Origin of the sequence: Nocardia amamiensis (assembly GCF_015477605.1) — a bacterium.
Taxonomy (GTDB): domain Bacteria; phylum Actinomycetota; class Actinomycetes; order Mycobacteriales; family Mycobacteriaceae; genus Nocardia; species Nocardia amamiensis_A.
The window spans coordinates 1-22,753 of record NZ_JADLQX010000049.1; the positions used below are offsets into that span (position 1 = coordinate 1).

19 protein-coding genes are annotated in these 22,753 nt (G+C 67.8%); 7 read left to right on the forward strand and 12 right to left on the reverse strand.

Annotation, left to right across the window (positions count from 1 at the left end; all coding sequences use genetic code 11):
* The 6 genes from IU459_RS38960 to IU459_RS34625 all read right to left on the reverse strand — a co-directional run.
* On the reverse strand, positions 1 to 151 hold a 151-nt coding region (locus tag IU459_RS38960; RefSeq protein WP_195133813.1), incomplete at its 3' end, for a transposase.
* A 154-nt stretch (positions 152 to 305) separates the two neighbouring features.
* Positions 306 to 923, reverse strand: coding sequence for a TetR/AcrR family transcriptional regulator (locus tag IU459_RS34605; protein ID WP_324199140.1), 618 nt, complete (start codon positions 921 to 923; stop codon positions 306 to 308).
* A gap of 50 nt (positions 924 to 973) precedes the next feature.
* Positions 974 to 2,491, reverse strand: a complete 1,518-nt coding sequence (locus IU459_RS34610) for a flavin-containing monooxygenase (RefSeq protein WP_195133814.1) — start codon at positions 2,489 to 2,491, stop codon at positions 974 to 976.
* Complete coding sequence (locus tag IU459_RS34615) at positions 2,488 to 3,345, reverse strand: SDR family NAD(P)-dependent oxidoreductase (protein WP_195133815.1); 858 nt, start codon at positions 3,343 to 3,345, stop codon at positions 2,488 to 2,490. Before IU459_RS34615 ends, IU459_RS34610 begins: the two co-directional genes overlap by 4 nt.
* A complete protein-coding gene (locus IU459_RS34620; RefSeq protein WP_195133816.1) occupies positions 3,329 to 4,234 on the reverse strand; it encodes an alpha/beta fold hydrolase in 906 nt (301 codons plus the stop codon). Before IU459_RS34620 ends, IU459_RS34615 begins: the two co-directional genes overlap by 17 nt.
* Positions 4,231 to 5,577: a cytochrome P450 gene (locus IU459_RS34625; RefSeq protein ID WP_195133817.1), complete on the reverse strand. Its 1,347-nt coding sequence runs from the start codon at positions 5,575 to 5,577 to the stop codon at positions 4,231 to 4,233. Before IU459_RS34625 ends, IU459_RS34620 begins: the two co-directional genes overlap by 4 nt.
* Before the next feature lie 161 nt (positions 5,578 to 5,738).
* Here IU459_RS34625 and IU459_RS34630 point away from each other — a divergent pair, with 161 nt between their 5' ends.
* The 3 genes from IU459_RS34630 to IU459_RS34640 are packed head-to-tail and all read left to right on the forward strand — an operon-like array spanning position 5,739 to position 10,631.
* Positions 5,739 to 7,031, forward strand: coding sequence for an ABC transporter substrate-binding protein (locus IU459_RS34630; RefSeq protein WP_195133818.1), 1,293 nt, complete (start codon positions 5,739 to 5,741; stop codon positions 7,029 to 7,031).
* Positions 7,028 to 8,899 (forward strand): hypothetical protein, encoded by a 1,872-nt coding sequence (locus IU459_RS34635; RefSeq protein WP_195133819.1) that lies wholly within the window; start codon positions 7,028 to 7,030, stop codon positions 8,897 to 8,899. Before IU459_RS34630 ends, IU459_RS34635 begins: the two co-directional genes overlap by 4 nt.
* 49 nt (positions 8,900 to 8,948) lie before the next feature.
* Positions 8,949 to 10,631, forward strand: a complete 1,683-nt coding sequence (locus tag IU459_RS34640; protein ID WP_195133820.1) for a tetratricopeptide repeat protein — start codon at positions 8,949 to 8,951, stop codon at positions 10,629 to 10,631.
* A gap of 14 nt (positions 10,632 to 10,645) precedes the next feature.
* Here the strand turns inward: IU459_RS34640 and ligD are convergent, their stop codons facing one another.
* Both ligD and IU459_RS34650 read right to left on the reverse strand, forming a co-directional pair.
* The gene (ligD, locus tag IU459_RS34645) at positions 10,646 to 11,593 is read right to left on the reverse strand and encodes a non-homologous end-joining DNA ligase (RefSeq protein ID WP_195133836.1); all 948 of its coding nucleotides are present in this window, start codon (positions 11,591 to 11,593) and stop codon (positions 10,646 to 10,648) included.
* 202 nt (positions 11,594 to 11,795) lie between these two features.
* Positions 11,796 to 12,431, reverse strand: a complete 636-nt coding sequence (locus IU459_RS34650) for a PadR family transcriptional regulator (protein WP_195133821.1) — start codon at positions 12,429 to 12,431, stop codon at positions 11,796 to 11,798.
* Positions 12,432 to 12,550: 119 nt separating this feature from the next.
* Between IU459_RS34650 and IU459_RS34655 the strand changes: the two genes are divergently transcribed.
* Genes IU459_RS34655 through IU459_RS34670 form a run of 4 tightly spaced genes read left to right on the forward strand, consistent with a single transcriptional unit; the run spans position 12,551 to position 17,435 of the window.
* Positions 12,551 to 12,967, forward strand: coding sequence for a nuclear transport factor 2 family protein (locus tag IU459_RS34655; RefSeq protein ID WP_195133822.1), 417 nt, complete (start codon positions 12,551 to 12,553; stop codon positions 12,965 to 12,967).
* Positions 12,964 to 14,451, forward strand: coding sequence for a phytoene desaturase family protein (locus tag IU459_RS34660; protein ID WP_195133823.1), 1,488 nt, complete (start codon positions 12,964 to 12,966; stop codon positions 14,449 to 14,451). The genes IU459_RS34655 and IU459_RS34660 overlap by 4 nt, the downstream gene beginning before the upstream one ends.
* A 12-nt stretch (positions 14,452 to 14,463) precedes the next feature.
* The gene (locus IU459_RS34665; RefSeq protein WP_195133824.1) at positions 14,464 to 15,600 is read left to right on the forward strand and encodes an FAD-binding oxidoreductase; all 1,137 of its coding nucleotides are present in this window, start codon (positions 14,464 to 14,466) and stop codon (positions 15,598 to 15,600) included.
* 8 nt (positions 15,601 to 15,608) lie between these two features.
* Positions 15,609 to 17,435: an acyl-CoA dehydrogenase gene (locus IU459_RS34670; protein ID WP_195133837.1), complete on the forward strand. Its 1,827-nt coding sequence runs from the start codon at positions 15,609 to 15,611 to the stop codon at positions 17,433 to 17,435.
* 196 nt (positions 17,436 to 17,631) lie between these two features.
* Here IU459_RS34670 and IU459_RS34675 read toward each other — a convergent pair whose 3' ends face one another.
* The 4 genes from IU459_RS34675 to IU459_RS34690 all read right to left on the reverse strand — a co-directional run bounded on the left by IU459_RS34675 (position 17,632) and on the right by IU459_RS34690 (position 22,619).
* Complete coding sequence (locus IU459_RS34675) at positions 17,632 to 19,080, reverse strand: amidase (RefSeq protein ID WP_195133825.1); 1,449 nt, start codon at positions 19,078 to 19,080, stop codon at positions 17,632 to 17,634.
* A gap of 352 nt (positions 19,081 to 19,432) precedes the next feature.
* On the reverse strand, positions 19,433 to 20,635 hold the full coding sequence (locus tag IU459_RS34680) for a site-specific integrase (RefSeq protein ID WP_195133826.1): 1,203 nt from the start codon (positions 20,633 to 20,635) through the stop codon (positions 19,433 to 19,435).
* A gap of 301 nt (positions 20,636 to 20,936) precedes the next feature.
* Complete coding sequence (locus tag IU459_RS34685) at positions 20,937 to 21,686, reverse strand: hypothetical protein (RefSeq protein WP_195133827.1); 750 nt, start codon at positions 21,684 to 21,686, stop codon at positions 20,937 to 20,939.
* A 450-nt stretch (positions 21,687 to 22,136) separates the two neighbouring features.
* Positions 22,137 to 22,619: a hypothetical protein gene (locus tag IU459_RS34690; protein ID WP_195133828.1), complete on the reverse strand. Its 483-nt coding sequence runs from the start codon at positions 22,617 to 22,619 to the stop codon at positions 22,137 to 22,139.
* Positions 22,620 to 22,753: the final 134 nt, after the last annotated feature.

Here is a 22,753-nt window from a genome sequence, read left to right on the forward strand (position 1 = left end):
CCCGAGTCCGCCACCGGATCCCATCGATGAGCTGCCGTTTCGTCCACTTCGGCGGGCGTCCCGCCTTCTTGCCCCGAGGCAGCAACGGCTCCAACCGCGCCCACTGGGCATCGGTCAGATCCGCCCGCCCCGTCACCGCTACGCTGGTCACGAGGTCTCCGGTCAGGTCTCCGGTTTTTCTTGGTCGTTAAACCACCTACCGGAGACCTCGCCCATCTGCCAACGCGGACAACCACTTTCAAACAAACAGTTGAGGGGTGGCACCGCACAGCGGTGCCACCCCTCAACTCACTTCGACACAGGCCCTAGACGTGCGGCCCGACGAGCGCGATCGCGGATTCGACCGCCACGTCGACGATGCCGCCGATGTCGTCTCCGTCCTCGACGGTTGTCGCGATGAGTTCTCGGAAGCCGCCGAAGAGAATCGTCGCCAGCTGCCGGGACGGTGGCCGCAGTCCGGCGGCCGCGAATTCGGAGGTATCGGTGAGCTTCTGGATCAGTGCGATGAACGCTTCGGCGACCTCGCGCTGCAACTGCCGTGCGTCCTCGCCGAGGGAGGGGACGACCCGGATCCAGCTGAGCGTGATCGAGGGGTCATCCTGCGTGGTGCGTATCCATGCCTCGATGGCTTGGCGCACTTGCGTGCGCCACGGCGCGTGCGGATCGACCGCGGCATCGATCTGCTGGATCGTCTCCTTGTTCCGCTCGCTCAGCAGGGCGATGAAGCAGTCCTGTTTGCTGGTGAAATGCTCGTAGAAGGTGCGGCGTGAGGTGCGGGCGTGGCGGACGACGTCGGCGACGGTCGAGTCCTGATAACCACGTTCGCGCACCGCGACGGCCATGCCGTCGAGGAGCCGGCGGCGGAACCCTGATTCCGAGCCGGTCTCGGCGGTGGTGCGGGGGACGGGCTCGGCACGTGTCACGAGAATCAGGTTAGTTACTCCTCTCGGCTCTGCGCGTGTCGCCTGAGGTATCACGCCGTGATCTGTTCGGAGCCGGGACCAGGTCCGACGGTCCCGGTGAATTCGGCATCGCCGGGCTGGGCGCTTCGCCGGGTGAACCGGATCGTGCCGTCGTCGATGCGGCCGTATCGCAGGGTGATCACGTCGTGGGCGTAACTCATGCCCAACCGCCACGGAGCCCGGGAGCCCGCTTTGGGGAATCCGTCGATGGCCCGCAGCACGTACCCGGCCTGGAAATCCAGCAGCGGCGCGGGGGACACGTTCGGGTCCGGCCAGGGGGTGGTCTGGTGATAGCCGCCCGCGTCCATGTGCCGCAGCAGTCGGCAGACGAATTCGCTGACCAGATCGGCTTTCAGCGTCCAGGACGCGTTGGTGTAGCCGATGGTGAAAAGAAAGTTGGGTACGCCGCTGAGCATCATTCCCTTGTAGGCCATGGTGTCCGGCAGTGCGACCTCCTGCCCGTCGACGGTGAGCCGCAGCCCGCCGAGCGCGAGCAGTTGCAGACCGGTGGCGGTGACCACGATGTCGGCGTCGAGTTCGCCCCCGGATTCCAGGCGCAGCCCGGTGGCGGTGAATCTGTCGATGCGGTCGGTGACCACCGAGGCGCGTCCGTCACGGATCGCTCGGAAGAGATCCCCGTCCGGTACCAGGCACAGCCGCTGATCCCACGGTTGGTAGGTCGGTTTGAAGTGGGTGTCCACGTCGTAGCCGTCGGGCAGCTGTTTCCTGGTGAGGCCGCGGATGAATTTGCGCATCTGCTGTGGCCGCCGCTGGCTCAACTGGTAGATCAGGGTGCTGACCAGCACGTTCTTCCAGCGGACCAGGGTGTATGCCCGGCGCGGTCCGAGCAGTCGCCGCAGCTGGTTGGCCACTGTGTCTTCGGAGGGGACGGGCATGATGTAGGTCGGTGACCGTTGCAGCATCGTCACCTGCGCGGCCGTCTCGGCCATGGCCGGTACCAAGGTCACCGCGGTGGCGCCGCTGCCGATGACGACCACCCGTTTGCCCGCGTAATCCAGGTCGGCGGGCCAGTGCTGGGGATGCACCAGCTGCCCGCGGAAATCGCTGGTTCCGGCGAACTCGGGTGTGTAGCCCTCGTCGTAGCGGTAGTAGCCGCTGCACATGAGCAGGAAGTCGCAGGTGAACACGCGGGTGGCGCCGTCGTGTTCGGCGCGCACCGTCCAGCGCGACTCGGTGGAGGACCAGGATGCCCCGATCACGCGGTGGCCGAAGCGGATGCACCGATCGATCCCGGCGTCGGCGGCGGTGTCGCGGATGTATCGCAGGATCGATGGCCCGTCGGCGATGGCCTTGGCTTGGGTCCAGGGGCGGAATCGGTAACCGAGGGTGTGCATGTCGGAGTCCGAGCGCACGCCCGGATAGCGGAACAGATCCCAGGTGCCGCCGATGGCGTCGCGGGCCTCGAGGATGGCGTAGCTGCGGTCGGGGAATGCCGCTTGGATATGGTGCGCGGCTCCGATGCCGGACAGTCCGGCGCCGACGATCAGGACATCGACGTGCTCGGTCATGACTGCGCTCCTGCGGTGTTCCGGGTACGCAGCAGGCGTTCCAGTAGTTCGATCACGCTGTAGTAGCGGGTGGGCGCCACGCGTGCCAGGATGTCGAACAGGTAGGCGTCCGGCCCGACCAGGATTCTCGATTTGCCGTGTTCGACTCCGCGGCAGATGATTTCGGCTGCTTTCTGGGGCGTGGTCAGGGTGGCGGCCTCGAATTCGGCCGCCATCTGCTGGTGGGTGCGTCCGCGGCCTTCGGGGTCTTTGTGGACCCGGGCATTGCGCGCGATGTTGGTCCTGATGCCGCCGGGGTGCACGTTCACCGCGGACACCCCGGTGCCGCGCAGTTCCTGCCGTAGGGCGTCGGTGAATCCTCTGACCGCGAATTTCGCTGCGCAGTAGGCGCTTTGATTGGGCATGCCGAGTAGTCCGAACACGCTCGAGGTGTTGACGATGACACCGTGATCCTGCTCGACGAGGATGGGCAGGAAGGCGCGCGTGCCGTTGACGACACCGTCGAAATTGATCTGCCGCAGCCATTCGTCGTCCTCGGGGACCGCGTCGAGCACGGACGAGGCGACGCCGACGCCGGCGTTGTTGAACACCGCGGCCAGTGGCGCGGTCAACCAGTCGTGGACTTCGTCGGCGAAGGTGCGCTGGTCGGCGGCATCCCGGACATCGAGGACGCGGGTGAGCACGGGGCCGGTCAGCGACGCCGCGGTCTCCTTCAGTCCGGTCTCGTCGATGTCGGCGATCGCCACCGGTGAGCCCTTGGCCGACAACAACTGGGCAAGACTGCGGCCGATCCCGGAGGCCGCGCCGGTGATCATGACCGGATGGCCGGACAGCGGCCTAGGGGTGCGGGGCATCGATGCTCCTGGGTTCGGCGGTGCGGATGTGGTCGTGGAGGAGGTCGGCTAGTGCCGGCCACACGGCGGCGGGCAGGTCGTGGCCCATCCCGCGGAGGGTGTGCATATGGGCGCCCGGAATGGCCCGGGCGGTCGCGGTCGCGCCGGTCGGGGCGACCATCAGGTCGCGATCACCGTGCAGGACCAGCGTCGGCGCGGTGATGGCACGCAGTTCGCGGGTCCGGTCGCCGGACTTCAGGATCGCGGCGAGCTGACGGCCGACGGCCGCGGCGGGCGCCGGGTCGCGGTCCCAGGTGATGGCCGCGGCCGTGCGGACGGCGGACTCGTCGAACGGGTATCCGGCCGAGGAGATGTGCCGGTACATGCGCACGGCGCGATCGATGTGCTCGGCGCGATCGTGTGCCGGTCGGCTGAACATCAGCCGCCAGGTCGACCACGCGGGGCGTCCGACCCTGGCGGCGCCGGTGGTGGACATGATGGAGGTCAGCGAGTCGACGCGGGCGGGGTGGCGGGCGGCGACGGTCTGGGCGATCATTCCGCCCATCGACATGCCGACCAGGTGCGCGGACGGCAGCTCGAGCGCGTCGAGCAGGCCGACGGTGTCGGCGGCGAGGTCGGCGAGTACGTACTGGTCGTGATGCCAGCGGCGGCGCAGGAACTCGACCGGGCGGGGCGGTGGGAAACCGGCGTGTGTCGAGCGTCCCGCGTCGCGGTTGTCGAATCGAATGACGCGGTAGCCGCGCGCCGCCAACAGCTCGCACAGTCCGTCGGGCCAGTCGTGGAATTGCTGGCCCAGTCCGGCGACCAGCACGAGTGGTGTGCCGCCGGTACCCAGTTGCTCGTAGGCGAGGGTGACCCCGCGGCCGACTTCGGCGAACTGTTCGGTCATGCCGTCACCTCGGCGGCGTGACCGCGGTCGGGCACGGCGGGGCGCGGGGAGCGGCGGTACACCACGGCTCGGCCCTTCTTGGCGGGGACCAGGGCGACGCCGCGGAAGTGCACTCGCTCGTCCCGGGAGTCGGTTGGTTCCAGCGTGAAATCGCGCAGCAGGGTGCGCAGGACGACGTTCATCTCCATGGTGGCGAATGCGGCGCCGACGCAGCGGCGATGACCGCCGCCGAACGGAATCCAGCTGAACGTGCCGGGCCGGGCACCGACGAAGCGGTCGGGGTCGAAGTGGCGCGCGTTCGGGAACAGGTCTTCGTTGTCGTGCATGAGCCGGATGCTGACCACCACGTTCTGGCCCTTCGGCAGGGTCCAGCGCCCCAGCTGCATCGAGTCCGCCCGGACGGTGCGTCCCGTCAGGTCGATCACCGGCCGCACGCGCTGCACCTCCCACAGCGTCGCCTCGCGCAGTTGCGAACCGCCCTCGTCGGCTTCGGCGACCAGGCGGTGCAGGATGTCCGGATGCCTGCGCAGTCGTTCGATCGTCCAGGCCAGGGTCGTCGCCGTGGTCTCGTGACCGGCGGTGAGCAGGGTGAGCAGCTCGTCGGCGATCTGGCCGCGACTCATGGCGGTGCCGTCGTCGTAGCGGGATTGCAGCATCATCGCCAGTACGTCGTCGCGGTCGGCGATGCGGTCGTCGTCGGCGGCGCGGTCGATGAGCCTGCCGACGATCTCGTCGTAGCGGCGGCGGTAGCCCTCGAACCGGGCCCAGGGACCGAATCGGCCCAGCATTCCCTTCGGTACCGGGATCGCGGCGAGCCCCGACCCGATGAGAACCGGTTTGGGCAGCAGCTCGCGCAGCTGCTCGAACTCGGCGCCTTCGGCGCCGAACACCGCGCGCAGGATCACGTTCAGCGTGATCCGCATCATCGAGTCCATCGTGGCGAACTCGCGGCCCGACGGCCAGGACGCCATCTCGCGGACCGCTTCCTCTTCGATCAGCGCCTCGTACACGGTGAGCCGGCGACCGTGGAAGGGCGGGGTGAGCAACTTGCGCCGCTTGCGGTGTTCAGCGCCGGTGAGCGCGAAAAGTGAACCCGGGCCGAGGAATTCGCCGAGGTTGGTGGCGATGTTGTCGGCGACGTCGGTGCCGGCGGTGTACAGCGCCTTGATCTCGGCGGGCTCGGCCAGCACGATCACGCGCCCGAATCGTGGCATGTGGATGGTGAAGGCCGACCCGTAGCGCTCCCGCATGCGCCGCCACGTTCGGGTGCGCCCGGTGAGTAGTTCCAGGCTCTGCACGATCGGCGGCGTGGATGGACCCTCGGGCAGTTTCGCAGCGGGCATGCGCCCACCTCCCTCGCGTGGTACTCCGATGTACCAGGATCATGGTACGCGCGCGTACCGAGTGTGGCAAGCGTCACAACGAACATCGCGAACTCGCGCACCGAGGCACCGCCTCTGACGCATAATCGAGTTCGATTGGCACGCAATGACATCGGGGGTCGATGGGGACGCGCAGAGCGGTGCTGCAAGCGGGACTGGTCATCCCGCTTGCCGCCGCGTGCGCGCCCGATCTGCTGTTGGGCAGCGCGGATGCGGTGCGGGTGGGGGTGTCCTGGAGCGGTGCGGAACTGGCGGCCTTCCACGCCGTGGTGGATGAGCTGCACCTCGGCTTCGACGTCGAGGTGATTCCGCTCGGAGACAACACCGACACCGCGTTCACCGCCGGTGGCCGGTCCGCGCCGGACGTCGTGATGCTGCCGCAGGCGGGGCGGGTGCTCGAGCTCGCCGAAAAACGCGAACTGCGGCCGATCGCCGAGACGGTGTGGACCGACGAGTTCGGGACGAGGTACGCCGAGCACTGGCAACACCTGCTGCGCCACGGCGGCAAACCTTTCGGCGTGCCGTTCAAGGCCGCCGACAAATCACTGGTGTGGTTCGACCGGCAGCAGTTCGCCGCCCACCATCTCGGCGATCCGGCCGAATGGACCCTCTCGGACTGGGTGAATCGGATGGAGGTGCTGGCCCAGTCACCGATTCGCCTGCTCGCTCTGGCCGCCGCCGACGGATGGGTACTGACCGATTTCTTCGAAAACGTCCTGCTGGCCGAATCCCCCAGGATCTACGACGGATTGGCGTCGAAATCCGGTCGCGACTGGAACAACCCCGCGGTGCGGGCGGCGTTCGAGCACCTAGGGGTGCTGTGGGGACACCGCCATGCCTTTCCCGGCGGTATCGGAGTCGCGTTGACCAGACAGTTCCCCGACGCCATCCGGGATGTGTTCCAGCATCGCCGCGCCGCGGCGGTCGTCGCGCCGGACTTCGCGGAGCCCATCGTGCGCAGCGGCGTACACGCGTCCGGACGCAAGGTCGGGGATGTGGTCGGGGTCGCACCGTTCCCATCCGTCACGGACGTGGCGGGGCGGCCGACGATCGTCGGCGGTGACGTGATGGTGGTGACGCGGGAGGCGAGCGGACGCGCGGACGAGCTGGTCGAGAAACTGGCCGGTGCGCGTGCGCCGCTGCCGTGGATCGAACGCCACGGCGGATTCCTCGCGCCGAACCTGCGCACAGTGGCCGACTATTCGCCGCTGCTCGCGCCCTCGGCCCGCGAGCTGAACACGCGCAGCGCCTTCGACCTGTCCGACCGGATCGGCGCGGTAGGCGGGCGGGAAGGATTGTGGCGGGTGCTGACGGAGTTCCTGATCTCCGTCGGAGACGGCGCGTACACCCGGGTGGCGGAGTCCATCGATCGCGCGATCGCCGCCCTGGACGCCTTCGAGCGGCGGCGCCGATGACGCTGCCGGACTTCGAGATCAACGGACTGCGCCTCGAGCTGGCCACGCGCCGCATGCGCGGACCGCTGGTCCCTGGCGGCAGGCCGCGGCGCTGGATCGGCTGGGCGGCGGGGCTGCCGGTGACCGTGCTGACCGTGGCGCTGCTGGTCGTTCCGACCGGATGGACGGTTTTCCTCGCCACGCGGGCGCGTCCGCTCGGTGTGCTCGCGTGCGCGATCGTCGCGGTGAGCGCGCTGCTGCCTGTCCTGCTCCGCCGGCGTCTGCTTGTTCTGCTCCGCCTTGTTCTGCTCCGCCGCCGTCTGCCTGTTCCCCTCCGCTGTCGGCTGCCCGGGTGGGAGCGAATTCTCATGTGGATGTTGTCGATCACGGGGACGGTCGGCGGGGTGCGGCTGCTGGGCGGCACGATGACCACCGACGGGCGGGACGCTTACCTGCGCACCTTGCTGTGGGTGGCATTCGGGGTCGTGCTGTTGGGCGTGGCACTGGCGATCGCCTGGTGGGGGCGGGCGGTCCGGTGGCTGTGGTTGCCGCTGATCGTGCCGTTCGGAATCTCGGCGTTCGTGTCGGGGGTGGCGTTCCGGGTGATCTTCGGCCACGGCGCGCGCTGGTTGGGGATCGAGGATGTCGGTGCCTACCGGTGGTGGCTGGCGGCCATGCTGGCGTCCGCGTTCCTGTGGACCTGGCTGGGATTTCTGACCGGGCTGTTCCGGGCGGGAATTCATGCCATCGAAGCCGATCCGGCGCGCAGGGGATTTCTGTACGGCGCCGACGGCAGGCCGTCGGCGGCGCGGTTGTACGCATTGCTGCGGCCGGTCGTGCTGATCGCCGGGCTCGGGGTCGGGGTCGCGGCAGCGCGAGTGTTCGACGTCGTGCTGATCGGGGTGCCGGGAGCACTGGAGTATCAGGTGGACAGCGCGACTGTGCACTGGTGGCGACTGGCCGCCGACGGCGATACCGGTGCCGCGGCGGCCTACACACTGCCGCTGGCGGTGCTGGTGGGCTCGGTCGCATGGCTGCTGCAGATCGATGTGCGCCGACAACGGACGAACTGGCCCGCGATACGGCATGTCTCGACTACTGGACGGTCTCGCATGGGTCCGGTACGGGCGGCCGGCATCGCGCTCGTCTCGGTGCTGGCGCTGGTCCCGATCGGCGTACTCGCCTACACCGGCGTGCACGGGCACGACGGATTCGGATCAGCCGCGTTCGGCCTGGTATGGGACGACGACGGACTGTGGCGCGCAGTGCAGACCACCGCGTGGGTGGCGGGAATCGTCACGGTTGTCGTGGTGACCGCCGCGGTGCCGGTCGCCTATCGGTTGGCCGCGCTACGTCCGCACGGGCCCGCGGCGCGGCTGGCCGTGGTCGGTCTGGTGGTGCTCGCGGTGATCCCGGCGCAGACCTACCTCGGGCCGCTCGACGGTTTCATCGACGCCAACGAGCTGTCCGGTACTCGAATCCCGTTGATCCTGGTGCACGCCGCAGCGGGATTGCCGATCGCGATCCTCATCCTGCGCGGAGCCTTGCTCGCGCCGCCCGACAGCGCCGCCGCCGATGCTCTGCATGGTCTGGCCAGTCCCGGCACGATCGCACGGCGGGTGCTGGCGTCGTCGGGACCTGCGCTGGGGGCGGTGGCGGTGCTGGAATTCGTACAGGTGTGGAACGACTTCTTCATCGGACTCGTGGTCAGCGGAGCGGGTGCGAGCCCGTGGTCGCTGCTGCTGTGGGGCGAGGCGCGCCAATTCAGCGAGAACGCCGCGCAACTGGCCGCGGGATCGCTGGTGTCGGCGGTGTTGCCGGTGGCGCTGGTGCTGGCGACCTGGCGGCGCTGGCTGGTGCCGGGACTGACCGGGGGAGTGCTGCGATGAGCCAGGGGGAGCCGCGGGGAGCATCAGGCAGGGCCAGGGAGGTAACCCGGTGAGCGCCGACACCGAACGCACCGAAGTGGACGAACCGATCGGGACGCCGAGATCCTCGCTCTGGCAAGGGTTCCTAGGGACCGCGTCGGTGGTGGCCTACACCGTGCTGTTCGAGTTGGTGCGCACGCTCGTGGTCAACTCCTTCGGGGAGAACGCCCTCGTCCAGTTCCTCAACGGCACGCTGCGCTGGCTGTCGGTGCTCGTCATCGGGTCGGCGGCGACCTATGCGCTGTACCGGTTCGCCGCCGGGTACCGCCTGAGGGTGCGCACCGCCCGCGAGATGGACCTGATCGCGGGTCTGGTCGAGCCGGGTCCCGCGCTGGCCGACTGCGTACCGCGCCGGTATCCGCGGGCACCGCGGCGGGTCTCCGCACTGGACGATGACCCCGTCGCCTCGGTGTTACGAGACCTGCCCGTGCGTGAGTTCGAGAGCGTCGCGCTGCTTGCCGTGCTCAACGCGATTCGCGACACCGAGGGCAGGCTGCCGCTGGCCCGTGAACCCTCGGCGCCAACCGCGGCGATGCAGCTGGCGGACCTGCGCCGCCGCGGAATCCTGGCCGAGCACGGAGCGCAGCGGTTCCAGGTGCGACAGGTGCCCATTCGGCCGAACCGAGCGACGGTGACGGCCGAGCCGGAATGGGGGGCCGCGGTGACCGCCTTGCTGCACCACTACGCCGACCGAGCCGAGCGGTGGGCGATCGCGCTGGAATCGCGGCGCTTCGCCGGGGGAGCTCGCCGGTGGTTCGAAGCCGAGGAACGGTACCTGTGTGCACTGGTTGCGGCGTGTGCGAACGCTGGAGTGCGCTTCCCCGCCGCCGCGCTCGCACATCTGGCTCGGCTCGGCGATGCCCTCGACGTATGGCACGCGCGAATCGGGTTGGACGATGAACGCGGCGTGGCCGCCGCTTTGTCCTCGCTGCAGGGTCTCGACGAGCTGAACCATGATCTCGTCAGGCTGCGGGCAGGTGGGCTCACCCAACCGCCGCGACGCTACCGTCCGCTGCGGCTGTCGACGAGCCTGGCCGCTCGCTGGGAACACCGCGAGGCGCTGAAGGGGTTCGGCGCTGTCCCGCTGGATCTGGACGGCGTGGCCGATCAGCTGGAAACCGCGTGGTGGCTGCTGCCCCGCGACGACGTCGCCGGCGAGGTGTGCGCCTTGATCAACCTCGCCGTCGTGCACATCAGGCAGGGACGGCTCGACGCCGCCGGGGATCGTCTCGAACTGGCCGAATCCCTCACCCGCACGGGACGAGACCCCGACGGACGCGCCCAGACGCACGAGACATTCGGAGTGCTGTGGTGGGCCCGCGGCGAACCCCGCCGCGCCCTGCGCTGCTGGCAACGCGCCCTGACCGCCTTCCGTGTCCTGGACGACGACCCTGGCATCGGCCGCTGCCTGCAACACCTCGGCTCCGCGATCGTCGTCGCCCCCGACCACGCCACCCTGCTGCTGCCCACCGACCCGCCCCTCACCCGCACCGAAGCCCTCCGCCAAGCCACCGGCTGGCTCGCCGAAGCCCGCCGCCGCCACCCTGCGGCCCGCCACGCTGAACAGTATGCGGTGCAAGCGCATTCGGCCCTGCGCGTCGGAAGGGGATCGCGCGACCTCCACCCATCCAGTCGCCGCACCCCATTGACCAGCATCGACCTGTGGCCTGCTGCACTGGAAGACCAAATCTAGGTATGGGCTTGTATCTAATGCGACAGAGGTAGTTTCGCTTCGTGGGGGGATTTGTCGGGGCGTAGGCCGCGCCAGCTGGGATGGCGGAGACCTTCTGGGCTTGCTTCGCGGTATTCGATGTCGGCGACGAGGACGGGGTCTACCCAGTGGGCGGCAGTGGCGACAGCGCGGGGCGGCGGGATATCGAAGGGCGAATCCGGTCGCGATAGTTCGGTGAGGCGGGCTTGCAGGGATCGGCGGGCGTGCATGGTCCATCCGGTGCCGACGTTGCCGATGTGGGCCAGCTGGTCCTCGTCGTTGTAGGCGCCCAAGATCAGCGAACCGAACGTCGTGGCGAACCGTCCCGCGCCGGGGAGCCAGCCCCCGACCACGGCCTCGGTCGTCTTGCGCAACGGCGTTTTGATCCAGAGCGGAGAGCGGCGGCCGGGGTAATACGCCGAGTCGAGGCGCTTGGCGACGATTCCCTCCAAGCCGTGCTCACGGGCGACGTCGAGCAGCGTGGCGGGGTCGAAATCCGTGTAGTAGGGCGGAGTGCGGGCGAGAGGCCGATCGAGGGCCAGGTCGTCAAGCCGCGCACGGCGCTCGGTGTAGGGCAGATTCATGATGGATTCGCCGTCGACGGCCAGCAAATCGAAGGCCAGATACTGTGCCGGGAACTGGCGCAGCAATTCCGTGCCCGGCGATACCACGTGCATCCGTCGTTGCAGACGAGTGAACGACGGAGCCCCCGTCGCGGGATCGGGAGCGACGATCTCCCCGTCCAGAAACAGCTCACCACGCTCGCCCAGATCCAGGAGCAGCGCTGTGAGCTCGGGGTACGAGACGCTGAGATCCCGGTTGTTGCGACTGTAGAACCGGCATTCCCCCGCCCTGCACCGAGTGATTGCCCGGATGCCGTCCCACTTCATCTCCAACGCCCACCGGCCGTGCTCGCGCGGTGGCCGTCCGGAGACGGCCAGCATCGGCGCCGGCACTGACAGCACACGTTCAGCATATATTCAGCAAATGTGCGGTATCGGCGCTGGCACGAGCATGAACGCCCGGTCGGTGGTCTAGTGATGGCGCGTTCGGCGTCCGGGTGGGGCGCGGGGATGAGGTCATTTGCCCAAACCTCGCCGGGCGCTGTGGCTGTACAAACGCCCGATACCACGTATCCGTGCAGATCTATGCAGAGGTGATCGGGTCGAAATCGACTGATGCCCGAGACGATCGCGAGTCGTGTTCCGGGTGGCCCTGCTCGGTGTGTGCCGCGATGCGCCGGTCGATGACGGAGAGGGCGAACGCGCCCCAGCGGACGTTCTCCTGTTCGAAGGAGATTCCGCGCAGCAGGGTGAGATATGGGCCGATTCGTTCGGCCTCGGCCAAGTACGCCTGTTCGCTGCGGCCGTCCAGCAGCCGCGACCGCAGGCGCTCGTAGCGGGCCAGTTTCGCCTTCGCCCATTCCATTCGCTCGGCGACCGTGGCGCGGACGGCGGGTGCGTCCTCGACATCCATGCCCTGCACTTTGACCATCATCTCGTCGCGGATGGCGGTGGGTTTGGCGGGTTCGGCGATGAATTCGTGCAGTGCCGCCCGCCCGGCGGGGGTGATGGCGTGCAGGCGCTTGTTGGGCCGGCGCTCTTGCTGGACGACCCGGGTCTCGATGAGCCCCTCGGTGGCCATGCGGTCGAGCTCCTTGTACAGCTGCTGCGGCGTGGCCATCCAGAAGTTGGCCACCGAGGCGTCGAAGCCCTTGGCCAGGTCGTATCCGGACGCCTCGCCTTCCAGGAGTGCGGCCAGTACCGCATTACGTAGCGCCATCCGCCCAGGCTATCACATGTCTATTCAAATTTTTGTCTTCTGAGCTCTGGACAGCAGAGTATCGACGCAGATAGCCTCCTAGCTAGTTAGACAACAAATTGAGTATTGAGAGGTGGGGCATGCATCCCTTCCGTGAAGCCGTCGAAGCGCGCGACGAGGCCGCCATCGAGGCGCTGCTGGCCGATAACGTGGTGTTCACCAGCCCGGTGGCGTTCAAGCCGTACCCGGGCAAGGCGGTGACCGCGGCCATCCTGCGCGCGGTGATCCGGGTCTTCGAGGACTTCCGCTATGTGCGTGAGATCGCGGACGCGGGCGGTCGCGATCACGCTTTCGTCTTCGAGGCCACCGTCGACGGCAAGCAGCTCACCGGGTGCGATTTCCTGCACTTCGACGCGGACGGCAAGATCGATGACTTCATGGTCATGGTGCGCCCGCTCTCGGCCGCGCAGGCGCTGTCGGTCCGCATGGGCGAGCAGTTCGACCGCATCAAGGCCGAGGCCGCCGCGCAGCTCGAGCGTGAGGCGTCCGGAGCATGAGTGACTACGACGCCATCGTCATAGGCGCGGGCAATGCCGGGCTCACCGCCGCCGCCAGCTTGCAGCGAGCCGGTGCGCGGACTCTTCTGCTCGAGCGGCACAACATTCCCGGCGGTTGCGGAACTTCCTTCCGCCGAGGGCGTTTCGAGTTCGAGGTAGCTCTGCACCAGCTGTCCGGCGTCGGTGTGCAGGGACAGCCGATCTCACTGCGCGAGGGATTGTTCACCCAGCTCGGCATCGCCGACAAGCTCGAATTCGTGCAAGAGCACGACCTCTACCGCGCGGTGATCCCCGGGCAGCTGGACCTGACGCTGCCCGCCGACTGGGACGCGGCCATCGACGCCATTGAAGCGGAGTTCCCCGGCAACCGCGACCGTGTCGCGAAGTTCTTCGAACTGCTCAAGCAGGTGACGTTCTGGCAGATCGCCGCCATGCGGGGGATGCCCGTCGATCGAGTCGACCCGGTGCTGTTCAAGTACGGACTGCGGCCGCTGAAGGACGTTCTCGACGAGTACTTCGACGACGACCGGATCAAGGTCGCCCTGGGGATGTACTGGACCTATCTCGGTCAGCCGCCGTCGAAACTTCGGTTCCAGGACCTGGCACTGACCTTGTTCGCCTACTTCGAGTTCAAGCCCTGGCATGTGCGCGGCGGTTCGCAGGCGATGTCGGCCGCGATCCTCGACGCGTTCCTCGCCGCCGGGGGCGAAGTGCGGTTCAACACCGGCGTCGAGGCCATCCTCACCGAGAGCGGCCGCGTCCTGGGTGTTCGGCTCGAGGACGGTTCGGAAGTGACCGCGACCGATGTGGTGTCCAACGCTTCACTGCCCACGACCTACGGCATGCTCGAGGGCATCGACATGCCGACCGCGGTGCGCGAGGACCTGGCTACCAGGCGCATCGGCGTCTCGGGGTTCGTGCTGCACATGGGCCTGGACGCCACACCGGCCGAACTCGGTTTCACCACCAGCACAACCTTCGTGAACATGGACACCGACGACGACCGGACCTACAACGCGTGGCGCTCCTTCGAACCGGCGCGCGGCATCTGTGTCAGCTCTTACGATGTCGCGCCGATCGGCTTCGCGCCCGCAGGCGCCACCCACGTCAGCCTGATGACGCTGCAATACGCCGACATCTGGCGCGACGTGGCTCCGTCGGAATACGCGCGCACGAAATTCGCCTACGCCGAGACGCTGCTCGACCTGTGCGAGACCATCACCCCCGGTATCCGTGACGCGATCGAAGAAGTCGATGTCGCAACGCCTTTGACGATGATGCGCTACCTCGGTCATCCCGGCGGCGCCATCTACGGCTACGACCAAGACGCCACCGAAGGCTGGCTGTTCCGCAACAGCGAACGCGAAACCCATGTCCCGGGACTGCATCTGGCTGGTTCGTGGTCGGGCATCGGCGGATTCCAACCCACTCTCGAAGCGGGCGCACGGGTCGCCCGCCGCCTGCTGCGCGCCAAGGCCGCCTGAACGGAGCACATCATGAAACACCCCCTCGCGGAACAGTTCGACGGCGCGGCGCAGATCCTCGCCGAGATCGACTCCCGCGTCCCCGACACCCGCGACTACCGCGCCGAAACGCGCGCCACCATCGATACCTACCACCCCAAGCGGCTCCAGCTGGTCGTGGCCGAGATCATCGACGAGACCGCGACCACCAAGACCTTCCGGCTCGAGGGCCTCGACCAGCTCGAGCTGCCACCGTTCCTGGCCGGTCAATACGTCAACGTCTTCATCGACGGCACCAGCCGCCCCTACGCCATCTCCTCGGCGCCCGTCCAGCTCGACCGATACGACCTCACCGTCCGCCGCGTCCCCGGCGGACGCGTCAGCAACCTGCTCATCGACACCGCCCAGGTCGGGCAGGTGCTCACCACCACCGGACCGATGGGCACCTTCCACCACAACCCGCTCTTCCACGGCAACCACGTGGTGTTCCTGGCCGGCGGCTCCGGCGTCGCCCCGGCGATGAGCATGATCCGCGAGATCGTCGACCGGGATCCGGACCGGACCTTCCACCTGATCTACGGATCCCGCCAGGCCTCGGACGTGATCTTCCGCGCCGAGCTGGACGAACTCGCCGCCCAGCACCCTGGAATCACGGTCGACCACGTCATCGCCGAACCCGACGCCGACTGGACCGGTGCCACCGGATTCCTCACCGCCGACACCATCAAAGCCCTCGTCGGCGGCTTAGACGGCCGCATGGTCTACGTGTGCGGGCCCCAAGCCCTCTACCCGTACGCCCTCGAGCAGCTGACCGCCCTCGGGCACCCACGCAAGCGGATCCGCTTCGAAGCCAACGGCGCACCGAGCGACCCCACCGCCCAACCACACTGGCCCACCGCCGTCGACCCGGCCGGTGAGGTCACCGTCACGGTCGGCGACGCCTCCTTCCGCACCCCGCGCAACCGACCGCTGCTGGATGCTCTGGAAGACAAAGGTATTCGACCCGAGGCCGCCTGCCGTTCGGGCGAATGCAGCCTGTGCCGTGTGCGGATCGTCAAGGGCGAGGTACACACCGCCGAGGAGGCCAAACTCCGCCTGTCCGACGACCGATTCGGCTACACCCACTCCTGCGTGGCCTACCCCATCAGCGACGTGGAGATCGATCTGTGACCGCCAGTGTGAGCCACTACCGCGGCAATGTCCGCGATCTGGAGTTCAACCTTTTCGAGGTCCTCGGCCTCGATGGCGTACTCGACGAGGGCGGCTTCGGCGAACTCGACACCGCCACCGTGCGAACGATGCTGGAGGAAATGCGCCGCCTGGCCGAAGGGCCGCTCGGGGCGTCGTTCACCGACGCGGACCGCAATCCGCCGACATTCGATCCGGACACGCACTCGGTCACACTGCCGGAGTCGTTCAAGCAGTCCTATCGCGCGTTGCGTGAGCTGGGTTGGGAGAGCATCGGCGTTCCCGAGGAGCTGGGCGGTACCCCGGTGCCGCGGGCGGTGTATTGGGCGCTGAGCGAGATGATCCTCGGCGCACAGCCCGCCGCGTTCATCTACGCGCTCGGCCCGAGCGCTGCCGCGCCGTTCTACGAGGGCAGCGCGGACCAGCGCCGCCGCGTCCGCGCAGCCGTCGAGCACGGCTGGGGCGGCACCATGGTGCTGACCGAACCCGACGCGGGATCGGATGTCGGTGCCGCCCGCACCCGCGCGGTTCCCCAACCGGACGGCTCCTGGCATCTGGAAGGCGTCAAGCGATTCATCAGCTCCGCCGACTCCGACGACCTCTTCGACAACATCGCGCACCTGGTTCTGGCCCGCCCCGAGGGCGCCGGTCCCGGGACCAAGGGCTTGGCGCTGTTCTTCGTGCCGAAGTTCCACTTCGACGCCGAGACCGGTGAACTGGGCGAGCGCAACGGCGTCTTCGTCACGAATCTCGAACACAAGATGGGGCTGAGAGTCTCCGCCACTTGCGAACTCACCTTCGGCGGCCACGGCATGCCGGCCAAAGGCTGGCTCATCGGGGAGCGGGACGCTGGTATCGCGCAGATGTTCCGGATCATCGAGCACGCGCGAATGATGGTGGGCACCAAAGCCATCGCCACCCTGTCCACCGGCTACCTGCACGCTCTCGACTACGCCCGAACCCGTGTTCAGGGCGCGGACCTGACCGAGATGGCGGACAAGACCGCCGCCCGGGTGCCGATCATCCGCCACCCCGATGTGCGTCGCGCGCTCATGACGCAGAAGGCATACGCCGAGGGCCTGCGCGCGGTGTACCTGTACACCGCCGCCCACCAGGACCCGGTCGTCGCCGCAAAGGTTTCCGGGGCCGACGCCGACCTGGCCGCCCGTGTCAACGACCTGCTGCTGCCAATCGTGAAAGGCGTCGGATCCGAGCGGGCCTACCAGTACCTGACCGAGGCGCTGCAAACCCTGGGAGGATCGGGCTACCTGCAGGACTATCCGATCGAGCAGTACATTCGCGATTCCAAGATCGACTCGCTGTACGAAGGCACCACCGCCATCCAGGCGCAGGACTTCTTCTTCCGCAAGATCGCCCGCGACCACGGCGTAGCCCTCGCCCATGTCGCCGGTGAGATCCAGCAGTGCATCGACAGCGGCGACGGCGGGTTCGCCGGAGAACGGAAACTGCTCGCCACCGCCCTCGACGACGTGCAGGCCATGGCCGCCGCCCTGACCGGGCACCTGATGGCCGCACGGCAGGATCCGACCGAGTTGTACAAAGTCGGCCTGGGCTCGGTGCGGTTCCTGCTCGCGGTCGGCGACCTGCTCATCGGCTGGCAGCTGCTGCGACAGGCCGACAGAGCGGCGACCGCCCTCGCCGAAGGAGCCACCGGTTCCGACGAAGCGTTTTACCAGGGCAAGGTCATGGTCGCACGGTTCTTCGCCCGCAACCTGCTCCCGCGGCTGACCTCAGTTCGCGCCGTGCTCTCGAACCTCGACAACGACATCATGACCCTCGGCGAGTCCGCCTTCTGACACCGATACGGCGGTGGGCCTCGGCTGTGCCCAGGCGACTGGTGACGTAGCGGTATTGGAATCGGGCAGTATTCGGTCCCGGCTCGGTGCAAGAGGGCGCACCGGTGTCGTCACTAGAGTGGCCTCTTGAACTCGAGTGCGCAGGCCTGGCGGCCGCGGCACCGACGCCGACGCACCGGTCTGATTCGGTGCGCGTCTACGGTGCCTGGAAGCCGCCGATCTCCTGCTCGAGCAGTTCGGCCAGCCGCAGCGGGGTGCGGTCCTCGAACATCGGACCGATGAGCTGCACTCCCACCGGCAGCCCCTCGGGGGACCGGCCCGCGGGTATGGCGGTGGCAGGCAGGCCGGGCATGGTGGCCACACCGGCCCAGACCAGCTGGTCGAAGTACGGGTACTCGACGCCGTCGATGTCGATGTGCCGGTTCTCCAGACCTCCGTTGTGGTCATGTGGGAAGGCGGGAGTGGGCGTGATGGGGCACACCACGGCATCGAACTCGGCGAAGAGCTGCCGCCAGCCGTGGCGGTGGAGTTCGCGACGGTTGTTCGCCTCGACCCAGTCGCGGTGGCTGGCCACCATGCCGCGCAGCCGCGCCGCATCGAGACTCCGGTCGTCCGCGCTCAGGGCGGCGGCGTGGGTCTGCAGCTGTTCGTACACGTCGACGGAAATACCCGCGGCGGCGTTCGACAGCATCAGCAGCATGTAGAGCGTCGCCGCTTCGGTCGGATCGGGCAGCAGCGGACTGCGCCGTTCGACGCGGGCGCCCTCGTCGACGAGCGCCTCGGCGACCCGGTTCACGCCCGCCCGCACCGCCGATCCGGTCGGAATGAGCGGATGGTCCTCGATGATCAGGACACGGAAGTCGGCCAGCCGCTCGTGGCGTGCGGGCGGCAGTGCGACGTCGTAGGCGACGCCGTGGGTCAGCGGGTCCGGTCCGGCCATCACGTCGAGCAGCAGCGCAAGGTCGCGGGCGGTGCGCGCCATCGGACCGACGACAGCAAGGTCGAGATCGACCGGCAATGCCGGCGCGGGCGGCGCGACCATACCCCGGGCCGCCACCAGCCCGAGTGTCGGCTTGTGCGCGTAGACACCGCAGAAATGCGCGGGGGTGCGCAGCGAACCGGCGAGGTCGGAGCCGATGGACAGCGCGCCGAATCCAGCCGCCAGGGCCGCCGCCGAACCGCCGGACGACCCACCCGACGTGCGGCCGTTATCCCACGGATTGTTGGTGGTGCCGTAGATCTCGTTGAAGCTCTGGATATCCCGCAGCATCAACGGCACATTGGTCTTACCGAGCACCACCGCGCCGGCGGCCTTCAGCCGCGACACCTGTACCGCGTCCTCGGTCGGTATGTAGTTCGCGTGCTGCGGCATGCCCCAGGTCGTGGGCAGCCCGGCGACGTTGTAGGACTCTTTGACCGTCACCGGAATGCCGAGCAGCGGCCGATCCTCGCGGCGGGCGCGCGCCTGGTCGGCGCGGCGCGCGGCGGCCCGCGCACGATCGAAGTCAGGTACACAGATCGCGTTGATCACCTTGTCGTCGCGCTCGATACGGGCGATCGCCTCGTCGGTCAGTTCCACCGAGGTCATCGCACCGACACGCAAGGCAGCCGTGATTTCTTCGGCCGACCGAAAATTCCACTCCATGAATTCGACGCTATTGGCCTGCCGCAGCGGACATAAAATGCCGCCTCGCGCAAACGGGAAAGTCGAACGGGTGGCCTTCAGTTCAAATCAACGCACTCGTTCTGTCATATCCAAGGTCGCGGTATCGGCAATGCCGACTCGATTGGCGCAGGCCATGAAATGCCGTTTCGCACAACGGGATAGATGTCACAATGGCTACCGTGTTCCTCTCCGGCCGCAGACTGGCGGTCAGCTGCTGGTCATGGCGACGTGCGGCGAGATCGGTGCCGACCCGGAAATTCGGGAGACGTGCCCTCGAGGCAGGTGGACCCGATGCACGGCCGGAAAAATGCAATTCATCCCAGTTGCGACCTCACAACCCGAGTTTCGTGACCGCGTTGTCTTCCAAAGGGTTTGCCGTGCGGATATAGCCGTGGACGGTGCGCGGGTTGGACCATCGGCCCTGGCGCATGATCTCGCGGTCGCTGGCGCCGCCGAGCGCGGCCTGCGTGGCGAATCCGGCGCGCAGTGAGTGGCCGGAGAAGAGGTCGGGGTCCAGGCCGGCGCGGGCGGCATAGCGCTTGACCAGTTCGGCGACGGCGCGCCCGGACATGGCGACGTCGCCGATGGCTCCGTGCCGTGTGATGGCGGGGAAGAGGGGAACGTCCGGGGCGATGCGGGTGCCGGTGAAGCCGTGGCACCGGTGGATGTCGGGAGAACCGGCAGGCAGCTCGGACAGCCAGCTTCGGACACCGGAAGACCCTGTCGTGGTGTGTATTTCGCGCAGTCGTAGCCAGTCGGCGAATGCGCAGACCGGGCAGGTGGCCGGTCGGCGGCCGCGGGGGAGGGCCACGCGCTGTTCCGCCGCGCCGGTGGGGTCGGTCTTCGTGGCGGGCAGCCGGATCAGCAGTATCGGTTCGCCGGTGCTGTGGTCGGTGCTCACCTCGACGTCGCCGATGCGCAGTCCGGCCAGTTCGCTGCGGCGCAGGGCTCCGGCGAAACCGATGAGCAGTGCGAGCGCGTCCCGGCGGCGGGCGGGTTCGGTGGGCCAGCCCGGTGCGGGAAGCCCGCCCAGGAGCTGGTCGAGCGTGTGCAGCAGCACCGGGCGTTTGCGCTGGGGCTGCGCGCGGCGGGTGCGGCGGATACCGCGCAGGGTCAGCCGCACCAGATCCGAGCGCGTCGGCGACGGCAGCCCGTTCGCCGCGTGCACCGCGGCGATAGCGGCCGACTTCCGTTCCAGCGTTGCCGGACTGAACGCCCATCCGCCCGTATCGCGACGCGCGTCGGCGGCCGCCGCCAGGTAGACGGCCACGTCGAGGGCATCGGCGGGCAGAGCCTGTCTGCCTTCGGCGGCACACCAAGCCGTCCAGGCAACCCAGTCGGCGCGATAGGCGCGCACCGTGTTCGCCGACTGGGAGGCTTCGAGATACCGGCGCAGCGAACCGGCCTGATCGTCGTCGAAGCGATCCCGCACCAGGCGCAGTGCAGCGGCGTCGACCAAAACGCTGCGGACGCCACGACGCAGCTCCGTCTGTACCGACTCGGGGACCGCGACGACGGTGGATCGATCGTCCATGTCTCGGCTCCCGCATTTCACATCGGCGACTGGCTGCCCGCGCCAAAGGTATTCGGCGCAGACTTCACCCTACGGCACGCCCAACGGCGGATTTCGGCACGTGCGCACCGGTTTCGCCCGACGGCGTCAACGATCTCCCCAGCTAGGCTGCGGATTACCAAGCGTCACAGTGACACTTCTCCGGCCAACCGGCCCGACGGTCGAGGACCAACTGGACGGTACGGCCTATCCCGTCAAACTCGCAGGCGGGCTTCCATCACAATGGATCATGGCTCGGGTCGTGTTCCGGCCGTAGAGGCGCCTAGCGGGGGCCTTGGGAGGGGTCTGCGGAGTCGATTTGCCTGAGCTGGCCCGCGATTGCCTTCTGTTCTTCCGATGCCGTCTCGCTCGGATGGTGAATCCACCACCCGGGTCCCCAACGCAACACCTTGCCGTACAAGGTCAATATGAGACCGTCCGCGAAACCGGCGGCCGGGGTGCGGATATCACGCACCAAAGGGTCGATCTCGCGCCTTCCATCGAAGCGCCCCTTGCCAGGCACGTACCGCGGCGATAGCTCTTCCCAGCAGTCGAAGAACACCCACGGTCCACCATCCGCCGTTGCATAACACAACACCCTTTTGCCGACCCGCAGGCTCGGCTCGCCGAATGCGGCCTCGACCTCGCTGCGGCGTACGTCGCGGTCGGCCACCCACTCCCGCAACCGCGTCAGCGGCGTCCACTCGGCCGGACCGAGCAACCGTTTCAAAGCCAAGTAGCCGAGTCGGTGATAGAGCTCGGCGTACACCGATGCGACTTCGGCAGTGCAGCGGCGTTGCTCACCGAAGATCGCCGCGAACGGACCGTGCACCCCGAGCTTGCCGAAGCCCCGGAGTACGTCTTCGACCTGTTCGTACTCGATGTCGCGGTCATCCAGGTAGCACAGATCGCGCAGACGCGTCCGGGCGACCAACTCCATCTCCGACCCGCTACGGGCATACATCTCGGGCCGGGCGAACCGATACTCCACCTCTGCCAGCCACTGCGTTTTCAACTGTTCCGGCGATCGCACCCATCGAGCCTAGATGCTCTGTTGTCGGGTCCCACGTGATCTGGCGACGCTGACCGCCTGTGACCTGGGGCTCGCCAATTGGTTCGGGATTGCCAGTGATCATCGTGTTCCCATCGGAAGTGGCGGATTTCTGACAGCGGCCAGCGCAAAATCCCCACGGACGGCCAGTTCCGATTCCCCGTAGGCGGCCACTTCCCATCGAAAAGCACATTGTCAGCAAACATTTCGAACGCACGCTTCTGCCGATTACATAGCATCTGCGCACGGGGACCAGCAAAGTATGCACATGCCTCGACGTGGCGTCCCAGCAAGTGCTTTGGTTCCTCGCGCGGAGCTGAATGCCGAAGCGGTGGAGGCTCTTTGCGGCGCGGTGGGGGGTATCGGTGCACGATTGGTCCATGTGGACAAAATGGAGAAACTCGACGCGGCCTACCGGATTCACGCAGCCACTCACCGGCGGACACTGAGTCGCAGGCTGCCTTGTGTCGCCGTCACGGCTACCCCGGGAACCAGTTGCCCGCGATCGACAAACGATGCGGCCCAACCGTCCGGGCCGTCCACCCATTGCAGTAGCCATGTCCCCGGATTATTCATATCCGCGACGACGCTCGGCGCGCGCTGCGCGTCATGATGGGTGAATCCCGGAAACGCCGCCCATACCGCCTGCAACACCTGCCCCGCCTGGTCTGCGGTCACTCGCCGATCAAGCCCCGCGAGGATCGCGGCCTGCGCGACATTCAGGTGTTGCGCTGATCGGCGCATCTCGTTCCACACGGCAACGACGTGACCCGGATCCAAGCTCGGCCACGCCCGGGCGATCGCTCCCAAGAACGCGCGCTCGGCGCTTCGCAGCGCCTTCTCCGCCGCCTCATAAGCGGCGGAGTTTTTGTATGGCACTTTCGATCCAATGGTGTTGTTCGCCCATGGCGTCACCCTAGACGAGAGAACAAATCTTTGTATCCTTATGCGGCAGAGTCGGTTTCGCTGACCGAGGCGAAACGGTTACATGCCACATACCGCCTTGGCGGTGCTCGGCTTGGCGAAGCCGTGACCCGTGTCGCTGGTCG